This window comes from Streptomyces sp. CNB091, assembly GCF_000377965.1.
The window spans coordinates 181,764-198,154 of the sequence record NZ_KB898995.1 but is presented as its reverse complement, the minus strand read 5'-3'; the positions used below and the strand labels follow the sequence as shown (position 1 = coordinate 198,154).

The 16,391-nt window shown below is 68.7% G+C and carries 12 protein-coding genes and 1 tRNA gene; 10 read left to right on the top strand and 3 right to left on the bottom strand.

Annotation, left to right across the window (positions count from 1 at the left end):
* Nucleotides 1-51: 51 nt before the first annotated feature.
* Entirely contained in the window at nucleotides 52-981 is a 930-nt protein-coding gene (locus D581_RS0112645; RefSeq protein ID WP_018957583.1) for a DUF4184 family protein, read from the top strand.
* 64 nt (nucleotides 982-1,045) lie between these two features.
* On the opposite strand, the gene polA is transcribed toward D581_RS0112645, so the two are convergent.
* The gene (polA, locus tag D581_RS0112640) at nucleotides 1,046-3,757 is read right to left on the bottom strand and encodes a DNA polymerase I (RefSeq protein WP_018957582.1); all 2,712 of its coding nucleotides are present in this window, start codon (nucleotides 3,755-3,757) and stop codon (nucleotides 1,046-1,048) included.
* 130 nt (nucleotides 3,758-3,887) lie between these two features.
* Here polA and D581_RS0112635 point away from each other — a divergent pair, with 130 nt between their 5' ends.
* The 7 genes from D581_RS0112635 (at nucleotide 3,888) to D581_RS0112605 (ending at nucleotide 13,068) form a co-directional block, all read left to right on the top strand.
* Nucleotides 3,888-6,185, top strand: coding sequence for an FdhF/YdeP family oxidoreductase (locus D581_RS0112635; RefSeq protein WP_018957581.1), 2,298 nt, complete (start codon nucleotides 3,888-3,890; stop codon nucleotides 6,183-6,185).
* Nucleotides 6,186-6,257: 72 nt separating this feature from the next.
* Entirely contained in the window at nucleotides 6,258-6,728 is a 471-nt protein-coding gene (locus tag D581_RS0112630) for a PaaI family thioesterase (protein ID WP_018957580.1), read from the top strand.
* Between the two features lie 632 nt (nucleotides 6,729-7,360).
* Nucleotides 7,361-8,575, top strand: a complete 1,215-nt coding sequence (locus tag D581_RS0112625; protein WP_018957579.1) for a branched-chain amino acid ABC transporter substrate-binding protein — start codon at nucleotides 7,361-7,363, stop codon at nucleotides 8,573-8,575.
* Nucleotides 8,576-8,689: 114 nt separating this feature from the next.
* The gene (locus D581_RS0112620; RefSeq protein ID WP_018957578.1) at nucleotides 8,690-9,619 is read left to right on the top strand and encodes a branched-chain amino acid ABC transporter permease; all 930 of its coding nucleotides are present in this window, start codon (nucleotides 8,690-8,692) and stop codon (nucleotides 9,617-9,619) included.
* A gap of 5 nt (nucleotides 9,620-9,624) precedes the next feature.
* Nucleotides 9,625-11,409: a branched-chain amino acid ABC transporter permease gene (locus tag D581_RS0112615; RefSeq protein ID WP_026290459.1), complete on the top strand. Its 1,785-nt coding sequence runs from the start codon at nucleotides 9,625-9,627 to the stop codon at nucleotides 11,407-11,409.
* 4 nt (nucleotides 11,410-11,413) lie between these two features.
* Entirely contained in the window at nucleotides 11,414-12,355 is a 942-nt protein-coding gene (locus D581_RS0112610; protein WP_018957576.1) for an ABC transporter ATP-binding protein, read from the top strand.
* The gene (locus tag D581_RS0112605; RefSeq protein ID WP_018957575.1) at nucleotides 12,352-13,068 is read left to right on the top strand and encodes an ABC transporter ATP-binding protein; all 717 of its coding nucleotides are present in this window, start codon (nucleotides 12,352-12,354) and stop codon (nucleotides 13,066-13,068) included. The genes D581_RS0112610 and D581_RS0112605 overlap by 4 nt, the downstream gene beginning before the upstream one ends.
* A gap of 84 nt (nucleotides 13,069-13,152) precedes the next feature.
* Here the strand turns inward: D581_RS0112605 and D581_RS0112600 are convergent, their stop codons facing one another.
* Nucleotides 13,153-13,809 carry an ANTAR domain-containing response regulator gene (locus D581_RS0112600; RefSeq protein WP_007460230.1) on the bottom strand — a complete coding sequence of 219 codons (657 nt, stop codon included), beginning with the start codon at nucleotides 13,807-13,809 and terminating at the stop codon, nucleotides 13,153-13,155.
* Between the two features lie 97 nt (nucleotides 13,810-13,906).
* Between D581_RS0112600 and D581_RS0112595 the strand changes: the two genes are divergently transcribed.
* Together D581_RS0112595 and D581_RS0112590 are read left to right on the top strand one after the other, a co-directional pair.
* Nucleotides 13,907-13,981: transfer RNA gene (locus D581_RS0112595), tRNA-Leu, on the top strand.
* Between the two features lie 109 nt (nucleotides 13,982-14,090).
* Nucleotides 14,091-14,861, top strand: a complete 771-nt coding sequence (locus D581_RS0112590) for a helix-turn-helix domain-containing protein (RefSeq protein WP_026290458.1) — start codon at nucleotides 14,091-14,093, stop codon at nucleotides 14,859-14,861.
* Between the two features lie 16 nt (nucleotides 14,862-14,877).
* Here D581_RS0112590 and pyk read toward each other — a convergent pair whose 3' ends face one another.
* Nucleotides 14,878-16,317 (bottom strand): pyruvate kinase, encoded by a 1,440-nt coding sequence (gene pyk, locus D581_RS0112585; RefSeq protein WP_026290457.1) that lies wholly within the window; start codon nucleotides 16,315-16,317, stop codon nucleotides 14,878-14,880.
* Nucleotides 16,318-16,391 lie beyond the last annotated feature (74 nt).

The window sequence follows — 16,391 nt, the reverse complement described above, 5'->3', positions numbered from 1 at the left end:
TGTCCTGTCGGCCACGGAAGGGTGCCCGAACGGTCCCGCATACTTGCCGCCATGCCGTTCACGCTCAGTCATGCCGCCGCCGTGCTCCCGGCGATCCGCCGGAACGGGACGGCCCGGTGGCCGCTGTTCCCCTCCGCTCTCGTCGCCGGTTCGTTCGCGCCCGACATCACCTACTTCGCGGACACGGTGATCCCCGGGGCGATGGAGTTCGGGTCGTTCACGCACACCTTCCTCGGGGTCGTCACGGTGAACGTGGTCATCGCGGCGGCGCTGGTGACGGTGTGGGTCCTGCTGCGGGAGCCGTTGGTCGCGCTGTCGCCGGTACGCGTACGGGGCCGCGTCCACGCCTTCGTCCGGGGGCAGCGGTGGACACGGGCCTCCTTCGGTCCTTCCGCCTGGCTGTGGTTCGCCGTCTCCGGTGCGCTGGGCGCGGCCACTCATGTGGTGTGGGACGCGTTCACGCACCACAGCCGGTGGGGGACGGAGCTGGTGCCGGTGCTCAGCCGCAGTGTCGGCGGCTTCCCGGTGTACCAGTTCGTGCAGTACGGCAGTTCGGCCCTGGCCCTCGTGGTCATCGGCTGGTTCGCCGTCACCGGGCTCCGGCTGACCCCGAAGACCCCCGCACCCGAGGAGGTGCCGGTGCTCGGCCGCCGGGGCAGGTGGGGCGCTCTCGGCCTGCTGGGCCTGTGCGTGCTGCTCGGCGCCGTCCACCGGTGCGTCCGCTGGTACGACCGCTTCGGCCGGGTGGAGAGCCCGCTGGACATCATCCCCACGGCCTGCTTCGGCGCGGGCGCCGGGCTGGCGGCCGGGCTGCTGCTGTACGGGGTGTGGATGCGGCTGCCGGGCAGGCGGCGGGGGACGCAGGGCCCGGACCGGACGCCGGGAGCAGAGCGGACGCAGGGCCCCGAGCGGACACAGGGCCCGGAGGGGACGCCGATAGCGGAGGGGACGCGTACGGGAGCGCCGGCCGGCCGGAGGTAGGGCCGGGGCGGAAGGCCCGGGCCCGGAACCGTGACGCGGTCCGGGCCCGGGCCTCTGTCGCGGCTCAGTGCGCGGCCGACTCCCAGTCCTTGCCGACGCCGACCGACACGTCGAGCGGGGCGCGCAGCTCGACCGCGTGGGCCATCTCGTGGCGCAGGATCTCCTCCACCCGCTTCCGCTCGCCCTTCGCGATCTCCAGGACGATTTCGTCGTGGACCTGAAGCAGCATCCGCGAGGTCAGCCCGGCCTCGGTGAGCGCCTTGTCCACCCGCAGCATCGCGACCTTCACGATGTCCGCGGCGGTGCCCTGGATCGGGGCGTTGAGCGCCATCCGCTCGGCGGCCTCGCGGCGCTGGCGGTTGTCGCTGTTCAGGTCGGGGAGATAGCGGCGCCGGCCGAGGATCGTCTCCGTGTACCCGGTGGCCCTGGCCTCCTCGACGACCCGGTGGAGATAGTCCCGCACCCCGCCGAACCGCTCGAAGTAGGTGTCCATCAGCACCCGGGCCTCGGCGGGGTCGATGTTCAGCTGCTGGGAGAGGCCGAACGCGGAGAGACCGTACGCCAGGCCGTAGGACATGGCCTTGATCTTGCGGCGCATCTCCGCGTCGACCGCGTCCTTCTCGACGCCGAAGACCTGCGAGGCGACCGTGGTGTGCAGGTCCTCGCCGGAGGCGAACGCCTCGATCAGACCGGCGTCCTCGGAGAGGTGCGCCATCACCCGCAGCTCGATCTGGCTGTAGTCCGCCGTCATCAGCGTCTCGAAGCCCTCGCCGACGACGAAGCCCCGGCGGATCGCCCGGCCCTCGTCCGTGCGGACGGGGATGTTCTGCAGGTTGGGCTCGGTGGAGGAGAGCCGGCCGGTCGCCGCCACCGTCTGGTTGAAGGTGGTGTGGATCCGGCCGTCGGCGGCGACCGTCTTGATCAAACCCTCGACGGTGACCCTCAGCCTGGCCTGATCGCGGTGGCGCAGCATCAGGACCGGCAGCTCGTGCTCGGTCTGCGCGGCCAGCCAGGCCAGCGCGTCCGCGTCCGTGGTGTAGCCCGTCTTGGTCTTCTTCGTCTTCGGCAGGCCCAGCTCACCGAAGAGGATCTCCTGGAGCTGCTTGGGCGATCCGAGGTTGAACTCCCGGCCCACCGCCGCGTGCGCCTCCTTCACCGCCTGCTGCACGGTCCCCGCGAACTGCTGCTCCATCCCCTCCAGATGGGCCCGGTCCGCGGCGATCCCGTGCCGCTCCAGACGGGCCAGGAGGATCGACGTCGGCAGCTCCATGTCGTGCAGCAGCTCCGCCGCGCCCACCTCCTTCAGACGGGTGGTGAACGCGTCGCCCAGGTCGAGCACGGCGCGGGCCTGCGCCATCAGGGCGTCCGCCTCGGCCCGGTCGTCCGCGCCGAAGGCCAGCTGCCCGTCGGAGGCGGCGGCCGGGGCCAGCTCCCGGCCCAGATACTCCACGGCCAGCGCGTCCAGGGCGAAGGAGCGACGGCCCGGCTTCACCAGATACGCGGCGAGCGCGGTGTCCATCGCGACGCCTTCGAGCCGCCAGCCGTGCTCGGGCAGGACCCGCATCACGTTCTTCGCGTTGTGCAGGACCTTCGGCCGGGCCGGGTCCGAGACCCAGGCGGCGAACGCCTGCTCGTCGGCCTCCTCCAGCTGCGTCGGGTCCAGCCAGGCGGCGGCCCCGTCGGCGGCGGCGAGCGCGATCTCCGTGACCGTGCCGGCGCCCAGCGACCAGGTGTCCACCGTCATGACGCCGAGCGGCCGCGCACCGTGCGCCTCCAGCCAGGGGGCGACCTCGCCGGAGCCGAGCACGGCCCCGTCCAGCTCGATCCCGGCAGCAAGCGCAGGCGGCTCGGCCTCCGCCGCGCCCGGGTCGACGGCGAGGAGGCGCTCACGCAGGCTCGGGTTGCGGATCTCCAGTATGTCCAGGACACCGGTGACCGCAGTACGGTCGTACGGCGCGCGCTCCAGCTCGGCCGGGGCCTTCGGCAGCTCCACGTCCCGGACCATCTCGGTCAGCACCCGGTTCATCTTCACCGCGTCCAGGTGGTCGCGGAAATTCTGCCCGGCCTTGCCCTTGACCTCCTCGGCCCGCTCGACCAGCTCGGCGAAGGAGCCGAACTGGTTGATCCACTTCGCGGCCGTCTTCTCCCCCACCCCGGGAATGCCGGGGAGGTTGTCCGACGGGTCGCCGCGCAGGGCGGCGAAGTCCGGATACTGCCGCGGGGTGAGCCCGTACTTCTCGACGACCTTCTCCGGGGTGAACCGGGTCAGCTCGGAGACCCCCTTGGTGGGGTACAGCACGGTCACGTTCTCCGTGATCAGCTGGAAGGAGTCCCGGTCGCCGGTGACGATCAGCACCTCGAACCCGGCCGCCTCGGCCTGCGTCGCCAACGTCGCGATGACGTCGTCCGCCTCGAAACCATCCACCGCGAACCGGTCCGCGTGCATCGCGTCCAGCAGCTCGCCGATCAGCTCGACCTGCCCCTTGAACTCGTCGGGGGTCTTGGAGCGGTTCGCCTTGTACTCCGGGAACTCCTGCGCACGCCAGGTCTTGCGGGACACGTCGAACGCCACCGCGAAGTGCGTGGGCGCCTCATCACGCAGGGTGTTCGCCAGCATCGACATGAAGCCGTACACGGCATTCGTCGGCTGCCCCACCGCCGTCGTGAAATTCTCCGCGGGCAGGGCGAAGAACGCCCGGTACGCCAGGGAGTGCCCGTCCATGAGGAGCAGGCGCGGTCGGTTGTCTGCCGTCTTCTTCGATGCCGTCTCAGCCACGCCCCCGATCCTGCCACGGCCCACTGACAATCCGGACCGGCACGACATCCGGGGGCCGTGACAGGATCGACGGTGAGGACGTACGGAGAACGTACGGACCGGGAAGAAGCGCTCGAAGGGGAGCAGCATCATGGCCACCAAGCCGCCGACCGGTGACCCGGTCCAGGACGCCCCGAGGGTCGAGCCGGCCCCGCACGCCGCCGCCGGCCTGCCCGCCGTCGCCCACTCCCTGCGCATGGCCCAGCAGCAGATGGGCGTGCGCCGCACCGCACAGACCCTCCTCAAGGTCAACCAGAAGGACGGCTTCGACTGCCCCGGCTGCGCCTGGCCCGAGGGCGACAAGCGGCACACCGCCGAATTCTGCGAGAACGGCGCCAAGGCCATCGCCGAGGAGGCGACCCTGCGCCGCGTCACCCCCGCCTTCTTCGCCGCCCACCCGCTGGCCGACCTCGCCGAACGCAGCGGCTACTGGCTCGGCCAGCAGGGCAGGATCACCCAGCCGGTGTACCTCCCCGAGGGCGCCGACCGGTACGAGGCGGTCACCTGGGAGCGGGCCTTCGCGATCATCGCCGAGGAGCTGACCGCCCTCGGCTCCCCCGACGAGGCCCTCTTCTACACCTCGGGACGCACCAGCAACGAGGCCGCGTTCCTCCTCCAGCTCTTCGCCCGCGAGTTCGGCACCAACAACCTCCCCGACTGCTCCAACATGTGCCACGAGTCGTCCGGCTCGGCGCTCACCGAGACCATCGGCGTCGGCAAGGGCAGCGTCTCCCTGGAGGACCTGCACCAGGCCGACCTGATCATCGTCGCCGGACAGAACCCCGGCACGAACCACCCCCGCATGCTCTCCGCCCTGGAGAAGGCGAAGACCGCCGGGGCGAAGATCATCTCGGTGAACCCGCTGCCCGAAGCCGGCATGGAACGGTTCAAGAACCCCCAGACCCCACAGGGCATGATCAAGGGCACCGCCCTCAACGACCTCTTCCTCCAGATCCGCATCGGCGGCGACCAGGCCCTCTTCCGCCTCCTCAACAAGCTGATCCTCGCCGCCGACGGCGCCGTCGACACCGCGTTCGTCACCGAACACACCCACGGCTACGAGGAGTTCACCAAGGCCGCCGAAGCGGCCGACTGGGACGAGACCCTCACCGCGACCGGCCTCACCCGCGCCGAGATCGAGCAGGCCCTCGCCCTCGTCCTCGCCTCGAAACGCACCATCGTCTGCTGGGCGATGGGCCTCACCCAGCACAAACACTCCGTGCCCACCATCCGCGAAGTCGTCAACTTCCTTCTCCTGCGCGGAAACATCGGCCGCCCCGGCGCCGGAGTCTGCCCGGTGCGCGGCCACTCCAACGTCCAGGGCGACCGCACCATGGGCATCTTCGAACGGCCCGCACCGGCCTTCCTCGACGCCCTCGACAAGGAGTTCGGCATCACCTCGCCGCGCCACCACGGCCTGGACGTGGTGCGCTCCATCCAGGCCCTGCGCGACGGCGAGGCGAAGGTCTTCTTCGCCATGGGCGGCAACTTCGTCGCGGCCACACCCGACACCACCGTCACCGAGGCCGCGATGCGCCGCGCCCGCCTCACCGTCCACGTCTCGACCAAGCTCAACCGCTCCCACGCCGTGACCGGGACCCGCGCCCTGATCCTGCCCACCCTCGGCCGCACCGACAAGGACGTCCAGGCGAGCGGCAAGCAGTTCGTCACCGTCGAGGACTCCATGGGCATGGTCCACGCCTCACGCGGCAACCTCGCCCCCGCGAGCCCCCACCTGCTCTCCGAGCCCGCCATCGTCGCCCGCCTCGCCCGCGCCGTCCTCGGCACCGCCTCCCGTACGGACTGGGAGGCCTTCGAGCGCGACTACGCCACCATCCGCGACCGCATCTCCCGCGTCGTCCCCGGCTTCGAGGACTTCAACACCCGCGTCGCCCGCCCCGGCGGCTTCACCCTCCCCCACGCCCCCCGCGACGAGCGCCGCTTCCCCACCGCCACCGGCCGCGCCAACTTCACCGCCGCCCCCGTCGAGTACCCCGAACTCCCCGACGGCAGGCTTTTGTTGCAGACCCTGCGCTCCCACGACCAGTACAACACCACCATCTACGGCCTCGACGACCGCTACCGGGGCATCAAGGGCGGCCGCCGCATCGTCATGGTCAACCCCGAGGACGCCGCAGCCCTCGGCCTCGCCGACGGCGCGTACACCGACCTCGTCAGCGAGTGGAAGGACGGCGTCGAGCGCCGCGCGGCCGGCTTCCGCGTCGTCCACTACCCCACCGCCCGGGGCTGCGCCGCCGCCTACTACCCGGAGACCAACGTCCTGGTCCCCCTGGACTCCACGGCCGACACCAGCAACACCCCGGCCAGCAAATCGGTCGTCGTCCGCTTCGAGAGCACCCGGACCGACGGAGAAACCGCCACCCTCTAAGCGTCCGCTCAGTGGTCTGATAAGAACAGTGCAGACAGCAACGAACGAGCGCACCGAAACGGAGCCGGACCCATGGGCGAGCACACCGCACCCCTCTTCCCGCAGGAAGTCATCGACGAGTACGCGGCACTCGGCGTCGACCTGCCCGCCCTCTTCTCCGCCGGCCACCTCGGCGAACGTATGGGCGTCACCATCGTCGAGGCCTCCGCCGACCGCGTCGTCGGCACCATGCCCGTCGAGGGCAACACCCAGCCCTACGGACTCCTGCACGGCGGCGCCTCCGCCGTCCTCGCCGAAACCCTCGGCTCCATCGGCTCCATGCTCCACGGCGGAGCCACCAAGCTCGCCGTCGGCGTCGACCTCAACTGCACCCACCACCGGGGCGCCCGCAACGGCCTCGTCACCGGCGTCGCCACCCCCGTACACCAGGGCCGCTCCACCGCCACGTACGAGATCGTCATCACCGACGAACAGGACAAGCGGGTCTGCACCGCACGCCTCACCTGCCTCCTCCGCGACGCCCCCCGCCCCGAAGCCGGCTGACCCCCACCACCCGTCAACCCATACGCCCCGCACAGCCAACCCTCCTGCCCGGCCAGAACCGCACCCCGCGCATTCCGGCCGGGCAGTGCCATATCCCCACCAAAAAAAGACAGTTGGCCAACACACTCGGTCAACTTCCTTGACCACACGGCACGTTCCATGAGCCACTCAGCAGCCACATCAGCCCCGCGGCCCCGCCGACCCAAGCGCCGATGTAACACTGCGTAACGTGCAGGCAATGCGGAATCCAGCCGCGCACCCCGGCCACGAACACCCGGGGAACTCCGCCGCGCCCACCGCGGCCATCGAACCGCGTCAGCACCAAGATCACCCCAAGCCCCTTAGCAGAGCTGCGCGTTCTCACCATGTGGTCCTTCCGCACTCCAGGCGAAACCGCCACATGTCCTCACAGGAACCTCAAGCCTTGCTCAAGGGCATAACAAGAGAGTCACATCCGCCGCCGACCAGTCCCGGTGGCCCCCAGCTGCGCTTAGAGTCACCGCCAGTCACCGCGCCGCCGGGCGCGTCTGCTGCACGGCCCTGTACCAACCCAGTACGGCCCGGCGATCGTCACGGCACCTCAAGCAGAGGAGGCCGCGCCAGGGAAAGGACCTTTCGTGCGACACCGTTCTTTGCTCATACTCACCGCAGTGCTCACCACCGGAGCACTCACCCTCACCGCCTGCGGTTCGCGCGACGACAGCAAGAACAGCGGCGGCGGCGACGGAGGCAACCAGACGGTCGTCATCGGCCTCGACGCCCCGCTCACCGGCGACCTCTCCGCCCTCGGCCTCGGCATCAAGAACTCCGCCGACCTCGCGGTCAAGACGGCGAACAAGGACAAGACCGTCCCCGGCATCACCTTCAAGCTGGAAGCCCTCGACGACCAGGCCCAGCCCTCCGTCGGCCAGCAGAACGCCGTCACGTTCATCGGCAACGACGAGGTCCTCGGCGTCGTCGGCCCGCTGAACTCCGGCGTCGCCCAGTCGATGCAGAAGCCCCTCAACGACGCCAAGCTGACCCAGGTCTCCCCCGCCAACACCGGCACCGAGCTGACCCAGGGCAACGACTGGAAGACCGGCGACAAGAAGCGCCCCTACGCGTCCTACTTCCGCACCGCCACCACGGACCAGATCCAGGGCGCCTTCGCGGCCAAGTACCTCTTCGAGACCGCGAAGATCAAGGACGTCTACCTCATCGACGACCAGAAGCCCTACGGCGCCGGTCTCGCCGCCTCCTTCAAGGCGACGTTCACCGAACTCGGCGGCAAGATCGTCGGCACCGACCACGTGAACCCCGAGGACCGCGACTTCAACTCCGTCGCCACCAAGGTCAAGAGCTCCAAGGCCAAGGCCGTCTACTACGGCGGCGAGTACCCCGCCGGCGCCCCCCTGAGCCAGCAGATCAAGGACAGCGTCAAGATCCCCTTCATGGGCGGCGACGGCATGTACAGCGCCGACTTCATCAAGCTCAACAAGAAGGCCGAAGGCGACATCGCCACCTCCGTCGGCAAGCCCGTCGAGGAGCTGGAGTCCGCCAAGAAGTTCATCGCCGACTACAAGACGGCCGGCTACAAGGACGCCTACGAGGCCTACGGCGGCGGCACCTACGACGCCACCTGGTCCATCATCGAAGCCGTCAAGATCGTCGCCGCCGAGAACGACGGCAAGATCCCCGCGGACGACGCCCGCGCCAAGGTCCTCGCGGCCATGGACAAGGTCAAGTTCGAAGGCGTCACCGGCCCCGTCTCCTTCGACGAATACGGCGACACCACCAACACCCTGATGACCGCCTACCAGGTCACCGGCGGCAAGTGGGTCTCCAAGGTCAGCAGCACCGTCGAGTAACCACCGGCCGGGCCGCCACCCCGCCACCCTCACACAAAGCAACCAGACCGCGCGGGAGCGCTACGAGCCCTCCCGCGCGGTGCCATATCCGAACCACTCCACGGAGGCCCTGCGGTGAACGAACTGCCGCAACAGCTGGCCAATGGACTCATCCTCGGCGCGATGTACGGTCTCATCGCGATCGGTTACACGATGGTCTACGGAATCATCCAGCTCATCAACTTCGCGCACGGCGAGATCTTCATGATCGGAGGCTTCGGAGCCCTCACGGTCTACCTCGGGCTTCCGTCCGGATTCTCCCTCATAGCCGCGATACCCCTCATGATCGTCGGCGGCGTCATAGCCGCCGTCGCCATCAGCATGGCCGCCGAACGCTTCGCCTACCGGCCCCTGCGCGGCGGACCACGCCTGGCACCACTCATCACCGCCATCGGGCTCTCCCTCGCCCTCCAGCAAGCGGTATGGATGTGGTACCCCAACGCCACGAAGGACCGCTCCTTCCCCCAGTTCGAAGGCGAAGCCTTCGACATCCTCGGCGCCACCATCCAGCGCGGTGACGTCTTCGTCCTCATCGTCGCCCCCCTGTGCATGCTCGCCCTCGGCCTCTTCGTCTCCAAGACCCGGGCCGGCCGCGGCATGCAGGCCACCTCGCAGGACCCCGACACCGCCAAGCTCATGGGCATCAACACCGACCGCATCATCGTCATGGCCTTCGCCATCGGTGCCGCGTTCGCCGCCGTCGCCGCCGTCGCCTACGGGCTCAAGAACGGCCAGATCGGCTTCCGCATGGGCTTCATCATGGGCCTCAAAGCCTTCACCGCGGCCGTACTCGGCGGCATCGGCAACATCTACGGCGCCATGCTCGGCGGCATCGTCCTCGGCGTCGCCGAAGCCCTCGCCACCGGCTACATGAGCGAAGTCCCCGGCATGGAACTCTTCGGCGGCGGCGCCTGGAAGGACGTATGGGCCTTCGCGCTCCTCATCATCGTCCTCCTCGTACGCCCCCAGGGCCTGCTCGGCGAACGCGTCGCGGATCGGGCGTGATGACCATGACCACCAAGACCACACCCGCCAACAGCGCCCTCATCGCGCTGCCCGCAGCCCGCCACCTCACCACCGCCGGCGCGGCCATCACCCTCATCGGCACCTTCCTCGCCTGGACCTGGACCGCCGAATTCCCCGGCGACCTCACCGTCACCGGCTACCCCGGCGGCCTCCAGGTCCTCACCCTCGTCGGCACCCTCCTCACCCTCCTGTTCGCCCTCTCCGGCTACGGGATCAAGGGACTTCGCTGGCTCACCCCGGGCGGCGCCAACAGCCCCGTCCGACTCGCCGCACTCGGCGTCCTCGGCACCACCGGCTTCACCATCGGCGCCATCGCCGTCAAACTCGGCGGCGTCGTCAACCTCGAACCCGGAGCCTGGGTCACCCTCACCGGCGCGATCATCGCCACCGTCGCCGCCCTCGGCCTCCCCGCCGACCAGGAACTCGACGACACCACCCACCCCAGCCCGCTCAACCGCTTCGTCAACAGCCTCCGGGCCCCCGCTCCCACGCGCGCCAAGGACCTCCCCAACTGGGCCGAGATCCTCATCATCGCCGGAGCCTTCGGCGTCGCCCTCCACGTCTTCACCTACGGCATCGACACCGAGTACGCCGAACTCTTCATCGGCTACATCATCAGCGTCGCCTTCGGCTTCACCGCCCTCACCCGGGCCGGGCTCATCGCCCGCATCACCCGGCTCACCACCAAACACCGCAACGTCACCATGGCCGCCGCACTCATCGCGGCGTTCTGCTTCCCCTTCACCCAGCAGAACGAGCAGTACGCCCTCATCGGCGCGAACATCCTCATCTTCGCGACCGTCGCACTCGGCCTCAACGTCGTCGTCGGCCTCGCCGGCCTCCTCGACCTCGGATACGTCGCCTTCCTCGGCGTCGGCGCCTACGCCGCCGCCCTGGTCTCCGGCTCCCCGCTCTCCCCCGTCGGCGTCCAGTTCCCCTTCTGGGCCGCCGTCCTCACCGGTGCCGCAGCCTCACTGATCTTCGGCGTCGTCATCGGCGCCCCGACCCTCCGACTGCGCGGCGACTACCTCGCCATCGTCACCCTCGGATTCGGCGAGATCTTCCGCCTCACCGTCAACGCCCTCAACGGCGTCAGCGGCCCCGACCTCACCAACGGCTCCCAGGGCATCCCCAGCATCCCCGACCTCAACCTCTTCGGCTTCGACTTCGGCGTCAGCCACGACATCGCCGGATTCACCCTCGGCAGGTCGGCCAACTACTACCTCCTGATGCTCGTCTTCACCGCCGTCGTCGTCCTGGTCTTCCGACGCTCCGGAGAATCCCGCATCGGCCGCGCCTGGGTCGCCATCCGCGAAGACGAGACCGCGGCAACCGCCATGGGCATCAACGCCTTCCGGCTCAAACTGCTCGCCTTCGCCCTCGGCGCCACCCTCGCCGGACTCGCCGGTACCGTCCAGGCCCACGTCTCCTACACCGTGACGCCCGAGCAGTACCAGTTCGCCGGCTCCGTGCCCCCGAACTCCGCCTTCCTCCTCGCCGCCGTCATCCTCGGCGGCATGGGAACCCTCAGCGGACCCCTCGTCGGCGCGGCACTGCTCTACCTCATCCCGGCCAAACTGCAGTTCATGCAGGACTACCAGCTCTTCCTCTTCGGCATCGCACTCATCCTCCTGATGCGCTTCCGCCCCGAAGGGCTCGTCGCCGACCGCAGGAAGCAGCTCGAATTCCACGAGACCGGCCAACTCGACGTCCCACCGGACACCCCACTCACCGACCAGGCCGCCGGCACCACGAAGGCGGGGGCGTGATCACATGACCACCACCACAACCACCCCGGCCAACCCGGCGACCACCGTCCTCGACGCCAGCGGCGTCACCATGCGCTTCGGCGGACTCACCGCCGTACGCGACGTCGACCTCACCGTCAACAGCGGCGAGATCGTCGGCCTCATCGGCCCCAACGGCGCCGGCAAGACCACCTTCTTCAACTGCCTCACCGGCCTCTACATCCCCACCGAGGGCAAGGTCAGCTACAAGGGCACCGTCCTGCCGCCCAAACCCCACCTCGTCACCAAGGCCGGCATCGCCCGCACCTTCCAGAACATCCGGCTCTTCGCCAACATGACCGTCCTGGAAAACGTCCTCGTCGGACGCCACACCCGGACCAAGGAAGGCCTCTGGTCAGCCCTCCTGCGCCTCCCCGGCTACCACAAGGCAGAAGACGCCAGCCGCCAACGCGCCATGGAACTCCTGGAGTTCATCGGCCTCCAGGACAAGGCCGACCACCTCGCGCGCAACCTCCCCTACGGAGACCAGCGCAAGCTGGAAATCGCCCGCGCACTCGCCAGCGACCCCGGACTCCTCCTCCTGGACGAACCCACCGCCGGCATGAACCCCCAGGAAACCCGCGTCACCGAAGAACTCATCTTCGCCATCCGGGACCAGGGCATCGCCGTCCTCGTCATCGAGCACGACATGCGGTTCATCTTCAACCTCTGCGACCGCGTCGCCTGCCTCGTCCAGGGCGAGAAACTCGTCGAAGGCACCCCCGGCGACGTCCAGGCCGACGAACGCGTCGTCGCCGCCTACCTCGGCACCCCCTTCGAAGGCGCCCCCGGCGCCGAAGAAGTCGCCGAGGTGGAGGCCGCCGAGGCCCACGCCGGAAGCGCCACGGGCACCACCGGCACCACCGCCCCTGCGAAGGACACCACGACGCCCGACACCACCAGCACCGATGAGGAGGGCACCCGATGACCGCACTGCTAGAGGTCGAAGACCTCCGGGTCGCCTACGGCAAGATCGAAGCGGTCAAGGGCATCTCCTTCACCGTCGACGCCGGCCAGGTCGTCACCCTCATCGGCACCAACGGCGCGGGCAAGACCACCACCCTGCGCACCCTCTCCGGACTGCTCAAGCCACTCGGCGGCCGCATCCTCTTCGAGGGCAAACCACTGGCCAACATCCCCGCCCACAAGATCGTCTCCCTGGGCATCGCCCACTCCCCCGAGGGCCGCCACATCTTCCCCCGGCTGACGATCACCGAGAACCTCCTCCTCGGCGCCTACCTCCGCAACGACAAGGCAGGCATCGAGAAGGACGTCCAGCGCGCCTACGACCTCTTCCCCATCCTCGGGGAACGCCGAAAGCAGGCCGCGGGCACCCTCTCCGGCGGGGAGCAGCAGATGCTCGCCATGGGACGCGCCATGATGTCCCAGCCCAAGCTGCTCATGCTCGACGAGCCCTCCATGGGCCTCTCCCCGATCATGATGCAGAAGATCATGGAGACCATCGTCGAACTCAAGGCGTCGGGCACCACGATCCTGCTCGTCGAGCAGAACGCCCAGGCCGCCCTGTCCCTCGCGGACCAGGGTCACGTCATGGAGGTCGGCAAGATCGTCCTCTCCGGCGCGGGCTCCGACCTGCTCCACGACGAGTCGGTCCGCAAGGCCTACCTCGGCGAGGACTGACACCCCGCCGCTGCCGTACGCGAGAGGCCCGCACCCCCCGATCTTCCGGGGTGCGGGCCTCTCGCTCTTCGTACGTCTACGCGGCTACTCGGCCGACTTCTTCTTCTCCTCGGCGTCCTCGATCAGCGCCTCCGCCAGCTGCTGCATCGACATCCGGCGGTCCATCGACGTCTTCTGGATCCACCGGAACGCGGCCGGCTCGGAGAGCCCGTAATCCGTCTGCAGGATGCTCTTGGCCCGGTCCACCAGCTTCCGGGTCTCCAGCCGCTGGGAGAGGTCCGCGATCTCGCTCTCCAGCGCCTTCAGCTCCGCGAACCGGGAGACGGCCATCTCGATGGCCGGCACCACGTCGCTCTTGCTGAACGGCTTCACGAGGTACGCCATGGCCCCGGCGTCCCGAGCCCGCTCGACGAGGTCACGCTGCGAGAACGCCGTGAGCATCAGGACCGGGGCGATGGACTCCTCGGCGATCTTCTCGGCGGCGGAGATCCCGTCGAGGACCGGCATCTTCACGTCCAGGATGACCAGGTCCGGCCGGTGCTCCCGGGCCAGCTCGACGGCCTGCTGCCCGTCGCCCGCCTCACCGACGACGGAGTAACCCTCCTCCTCCAGCATCTCCTTGAGGTCGAGGCGGATGAGGGCCTCGTCCTCGGCGATGACGACGCGGGTCGTCAGCGGCGGGACGTGCGACTTGTCGTCGTCGACGGCGTCTACGGGCTGGGGCGACTCGGGGGTGGTCACGGGGCTCCTTGATATGGGGCAGATACTGCTGCCACGAGCCTACCTAGCTCCTGTAAGGTAGTGACGCGCAGGGCAGCAATGACCCTTCCTTTCTAAGGCCCCAGTACTCCAACTGGTTAGAGAGGCCGCTCTCAAACAGCGGACAGTGTGGGTTCGAATCCCACCTGGGGCACTTTTCCTTGGATTCCAAGGCGCAAGGCGATTCAGTGAACTTCACTTGATCTGAGTACGCGCGCGCCATTTCACGCCGGATCACCGCTTGCGCGACGAGACTCGGCAACATGTACGACGTGGGAACCCGCGAGCGAGCTCTGGCTCTCGTCGCGCAAGGACGCAGCCTCAATTCCGTGAGCAAGCAGACCGGGATATCGCGCGCCGCGATTCGTTCCTGGCAGACGCGCCTGGAACCACTCGACCGAGGCGTCCCCTGCCCGAGGTGCTCCGAAGCGCCCACGGCGATCGAGGACCCCTCCGCGTATGCCTACTTACTGGGGCTCTACCTCGGGGACGGCTGTATCAGCGCGGGCAAACGAGGCGTGTACTCCCTGCGTATCGCGTGCGCCGACGCATGGCCGGGACTCATCGACGCCTGCGCCGAAGCAATGCAGATTGCGCGCCCCCGCAACAAGGTCTGCCGGGTGGCCAGTGTGGGCTGCCAGTACGTCACTTCCTTCAGCAAGCACTGGCCCTGCCTCTTCCCTCAGCACGGCCCCGGCAAGAAACACAACCGCCGGATTGCCCTCGAACCGTGGCAGCAGGAGATCGTGGACGCCCATCCCTGGGATCTCATCCGCGGCCTCATCCACTCCGACGGATGCCGGATCATCAACTGGGCCACACGCTTGGTCCGCGGTGAGCGCAGACGCTACGAGTACCCCCGGTACTTCTTCAGCAACAAGTCCGACGACATCCGCAAGCTCTTCAGCGACACCCTCACCGCCGTAGGCGTCGAGTGGACGACCCTCGCGCGGGGTAGCGACCCCTTCAATATCTCCGTAGCCCGACGGGCATCCGTAGCCCTCATGGATGCGCACGTCGGGCCGAAATACTGAGCAGATCCTGAGCCGCCTACTTCGGGCTGTCGTCCTCGCCGATGTGGTGGACGCGGACCAGGTTCGTGGAGCCCGCGACGCCGGGCGGGGAGCCGGCGGTGATGACCACGACGTCGCCCTTCTGGCAGCGGCCGATGCGCAGGAGCTCCTCGTCGACCTGGGCGACCATCGCGTCCGTGGAGTCGACGTGCGGGCCGAGGAAGGTCTCGACGCCCCAGGTGAGGTTGAGCTGGGCGCGGGTGGCCTCGTCGGGGGTGAATGCGAGGAGCGGGATGGGTGAGCGGTAGCGGGAGAGGCGCTTGACGGTGTCGCCGCTCTGGGTGAAGGCGACGAGGAACTTCGCGCCGAGGAAGTCGCCCATTTCTGCGGCGGCCCTTGCGACGGCGCCGCCCTGGGTGCGGGGTTTGTTGCGCTCGGTGAGGGGTGGGAGGCCCTTGGCGAGGAGGTCTTCCTCGGCGGCCTCGACGATGCGGGACATGGTGCGGACGGTCTCGATGGCGTATTTGCCGACGCTGGTCTCGCCGGAGAGCATGACCGCGTCGGTGCCGTCGATGATGGCGTTGGCGACGTCGGAGGCTTCGGCGCGGGTGGGGCGGGAGTTGTCGATCATCGAGTCGAGCATCTGGGTGGCGACGATGACGGGTTTGGCGTTGCGCCGGGCGAGTTTGATGGCGCGTTTCTGGACGATGGGGACTTGTTCGAGGGGCATTTCGACGCCGAGGTCGCCGCGGGCGACCATGATGCCGTCGAAGGCGGCGACGATGTCGTCGATGTTGTCGACGGCCTGGGGTTTCTCGACCTTGGCGATGACGGGGAGGCGGCGGTTCTCCTCGTCCATGATGCGGTGGACGTCGTCGATGTCGCGTCCGGTGCGGACGAAGGACAGGGCGATGATGTCGGCGCCGGTGCGCAGGGCCCAGCGGAGGTCGTCGATGTCTTTTTCGGAGAGGGCGGGGACGGAGACGGCGACGCCGGGGAGGTTGAGTCCCTTGTTGTCGGAGACCATGCCGCCTTCGATGACGGTGGTGTGGACGCGGGGGCCTTCGACGCCGGTGACTTCGAGGGTGACGCGGCCGTCGTCGACGAGGATGCGTTCGCCGGTGGTGACGTCGGCGGCGAGTCCGTCGTAGGTGGTGCCGCAGATGTCGCCGGTGCCTTCGCCTTCGAGGGGTTCGACGGTGATGGTGAAGGTGTCGCCGCGTTCAAGGAGTACGGGGCCTTCGCGGAAGCGTCCAAGGCGGATCTTCGGGCCTTGAAGGTCGGCGAGGATGCCGACGTTGCGGCCGGTTTCCTCGGACGCTTTGCGGACGTGGTCGTAGCGCGCTTGGTGTTCGGCGTAGCTGCCGTGGCTGAGGTTGAAGCGGGCGATGTCCATTCCCGCTTCGACCAGGGCTTTGATCTGGTCGTATGTGTCGGTTGCGGGTCCCAGGGTACAAACGATTTTTGCTCGGCGCATGGTTCGAGACTAAACCTTACCTACGGGTAGGTATTTGGCTCTGCATGACACCTCAACAACCTTCTCATGAAGGG

Coding starts and splice junctions, on each gene's coding strand:
- D581_RS0112630 (WP_018957580.1), top strand. CDS start 6,258: ATGGGCGAGCACACCGCACCCCTCTTCCCGCAGGAAGTCATCGACGAG.
- D581_RS0112635 (WP_018957581.1), top strand. CDS start 3,888: ATGGCCACCAAGCCGCCGACCGGTGACCCGGTCCAGGACGCCCCGAGG.
- D581_RS0112605 (WP_018957575.1), top strand. CDS start 12,352: ATGACCGCACTGCTAGAGGTCGAAGACCTCCGGGTCGCCTACGGCAAG.
- pyk (WP_026290457.1), bottom strand. CDS start 16,317: ATGCGCCGAGCAAAAATCGTTTGTACCCTGGGACCCGCAACCGACACA.
- D581_RS0112645 (WP_018957583.1), top strand. CDS start 52: ATGCCGTTCACGCTCAGTCATGCCGCCGCCGTGCTCCCGGCGATCCGC.
- D581_RS0112590 (WP_026290458.1), top strand. CDS start 14,091: ATGTACGACGTGGGAACCCGCGAGCGAGCTCTGGCTCTCGTCGCGCAA.
- D581_RS0112610 (WP_018957576.1), top strand. CDS start 11,414: ATGACCACCACCACAACCACCCCGGCCAACCCGGCGACCACCGTCCTC.
- D581_RS0112615 (WP_026290459.1), top strand. CDS start 9,625: ATGACCACCAAGACCACACCCGCCAACAGCGCCCTCATCGCGCTGCCC.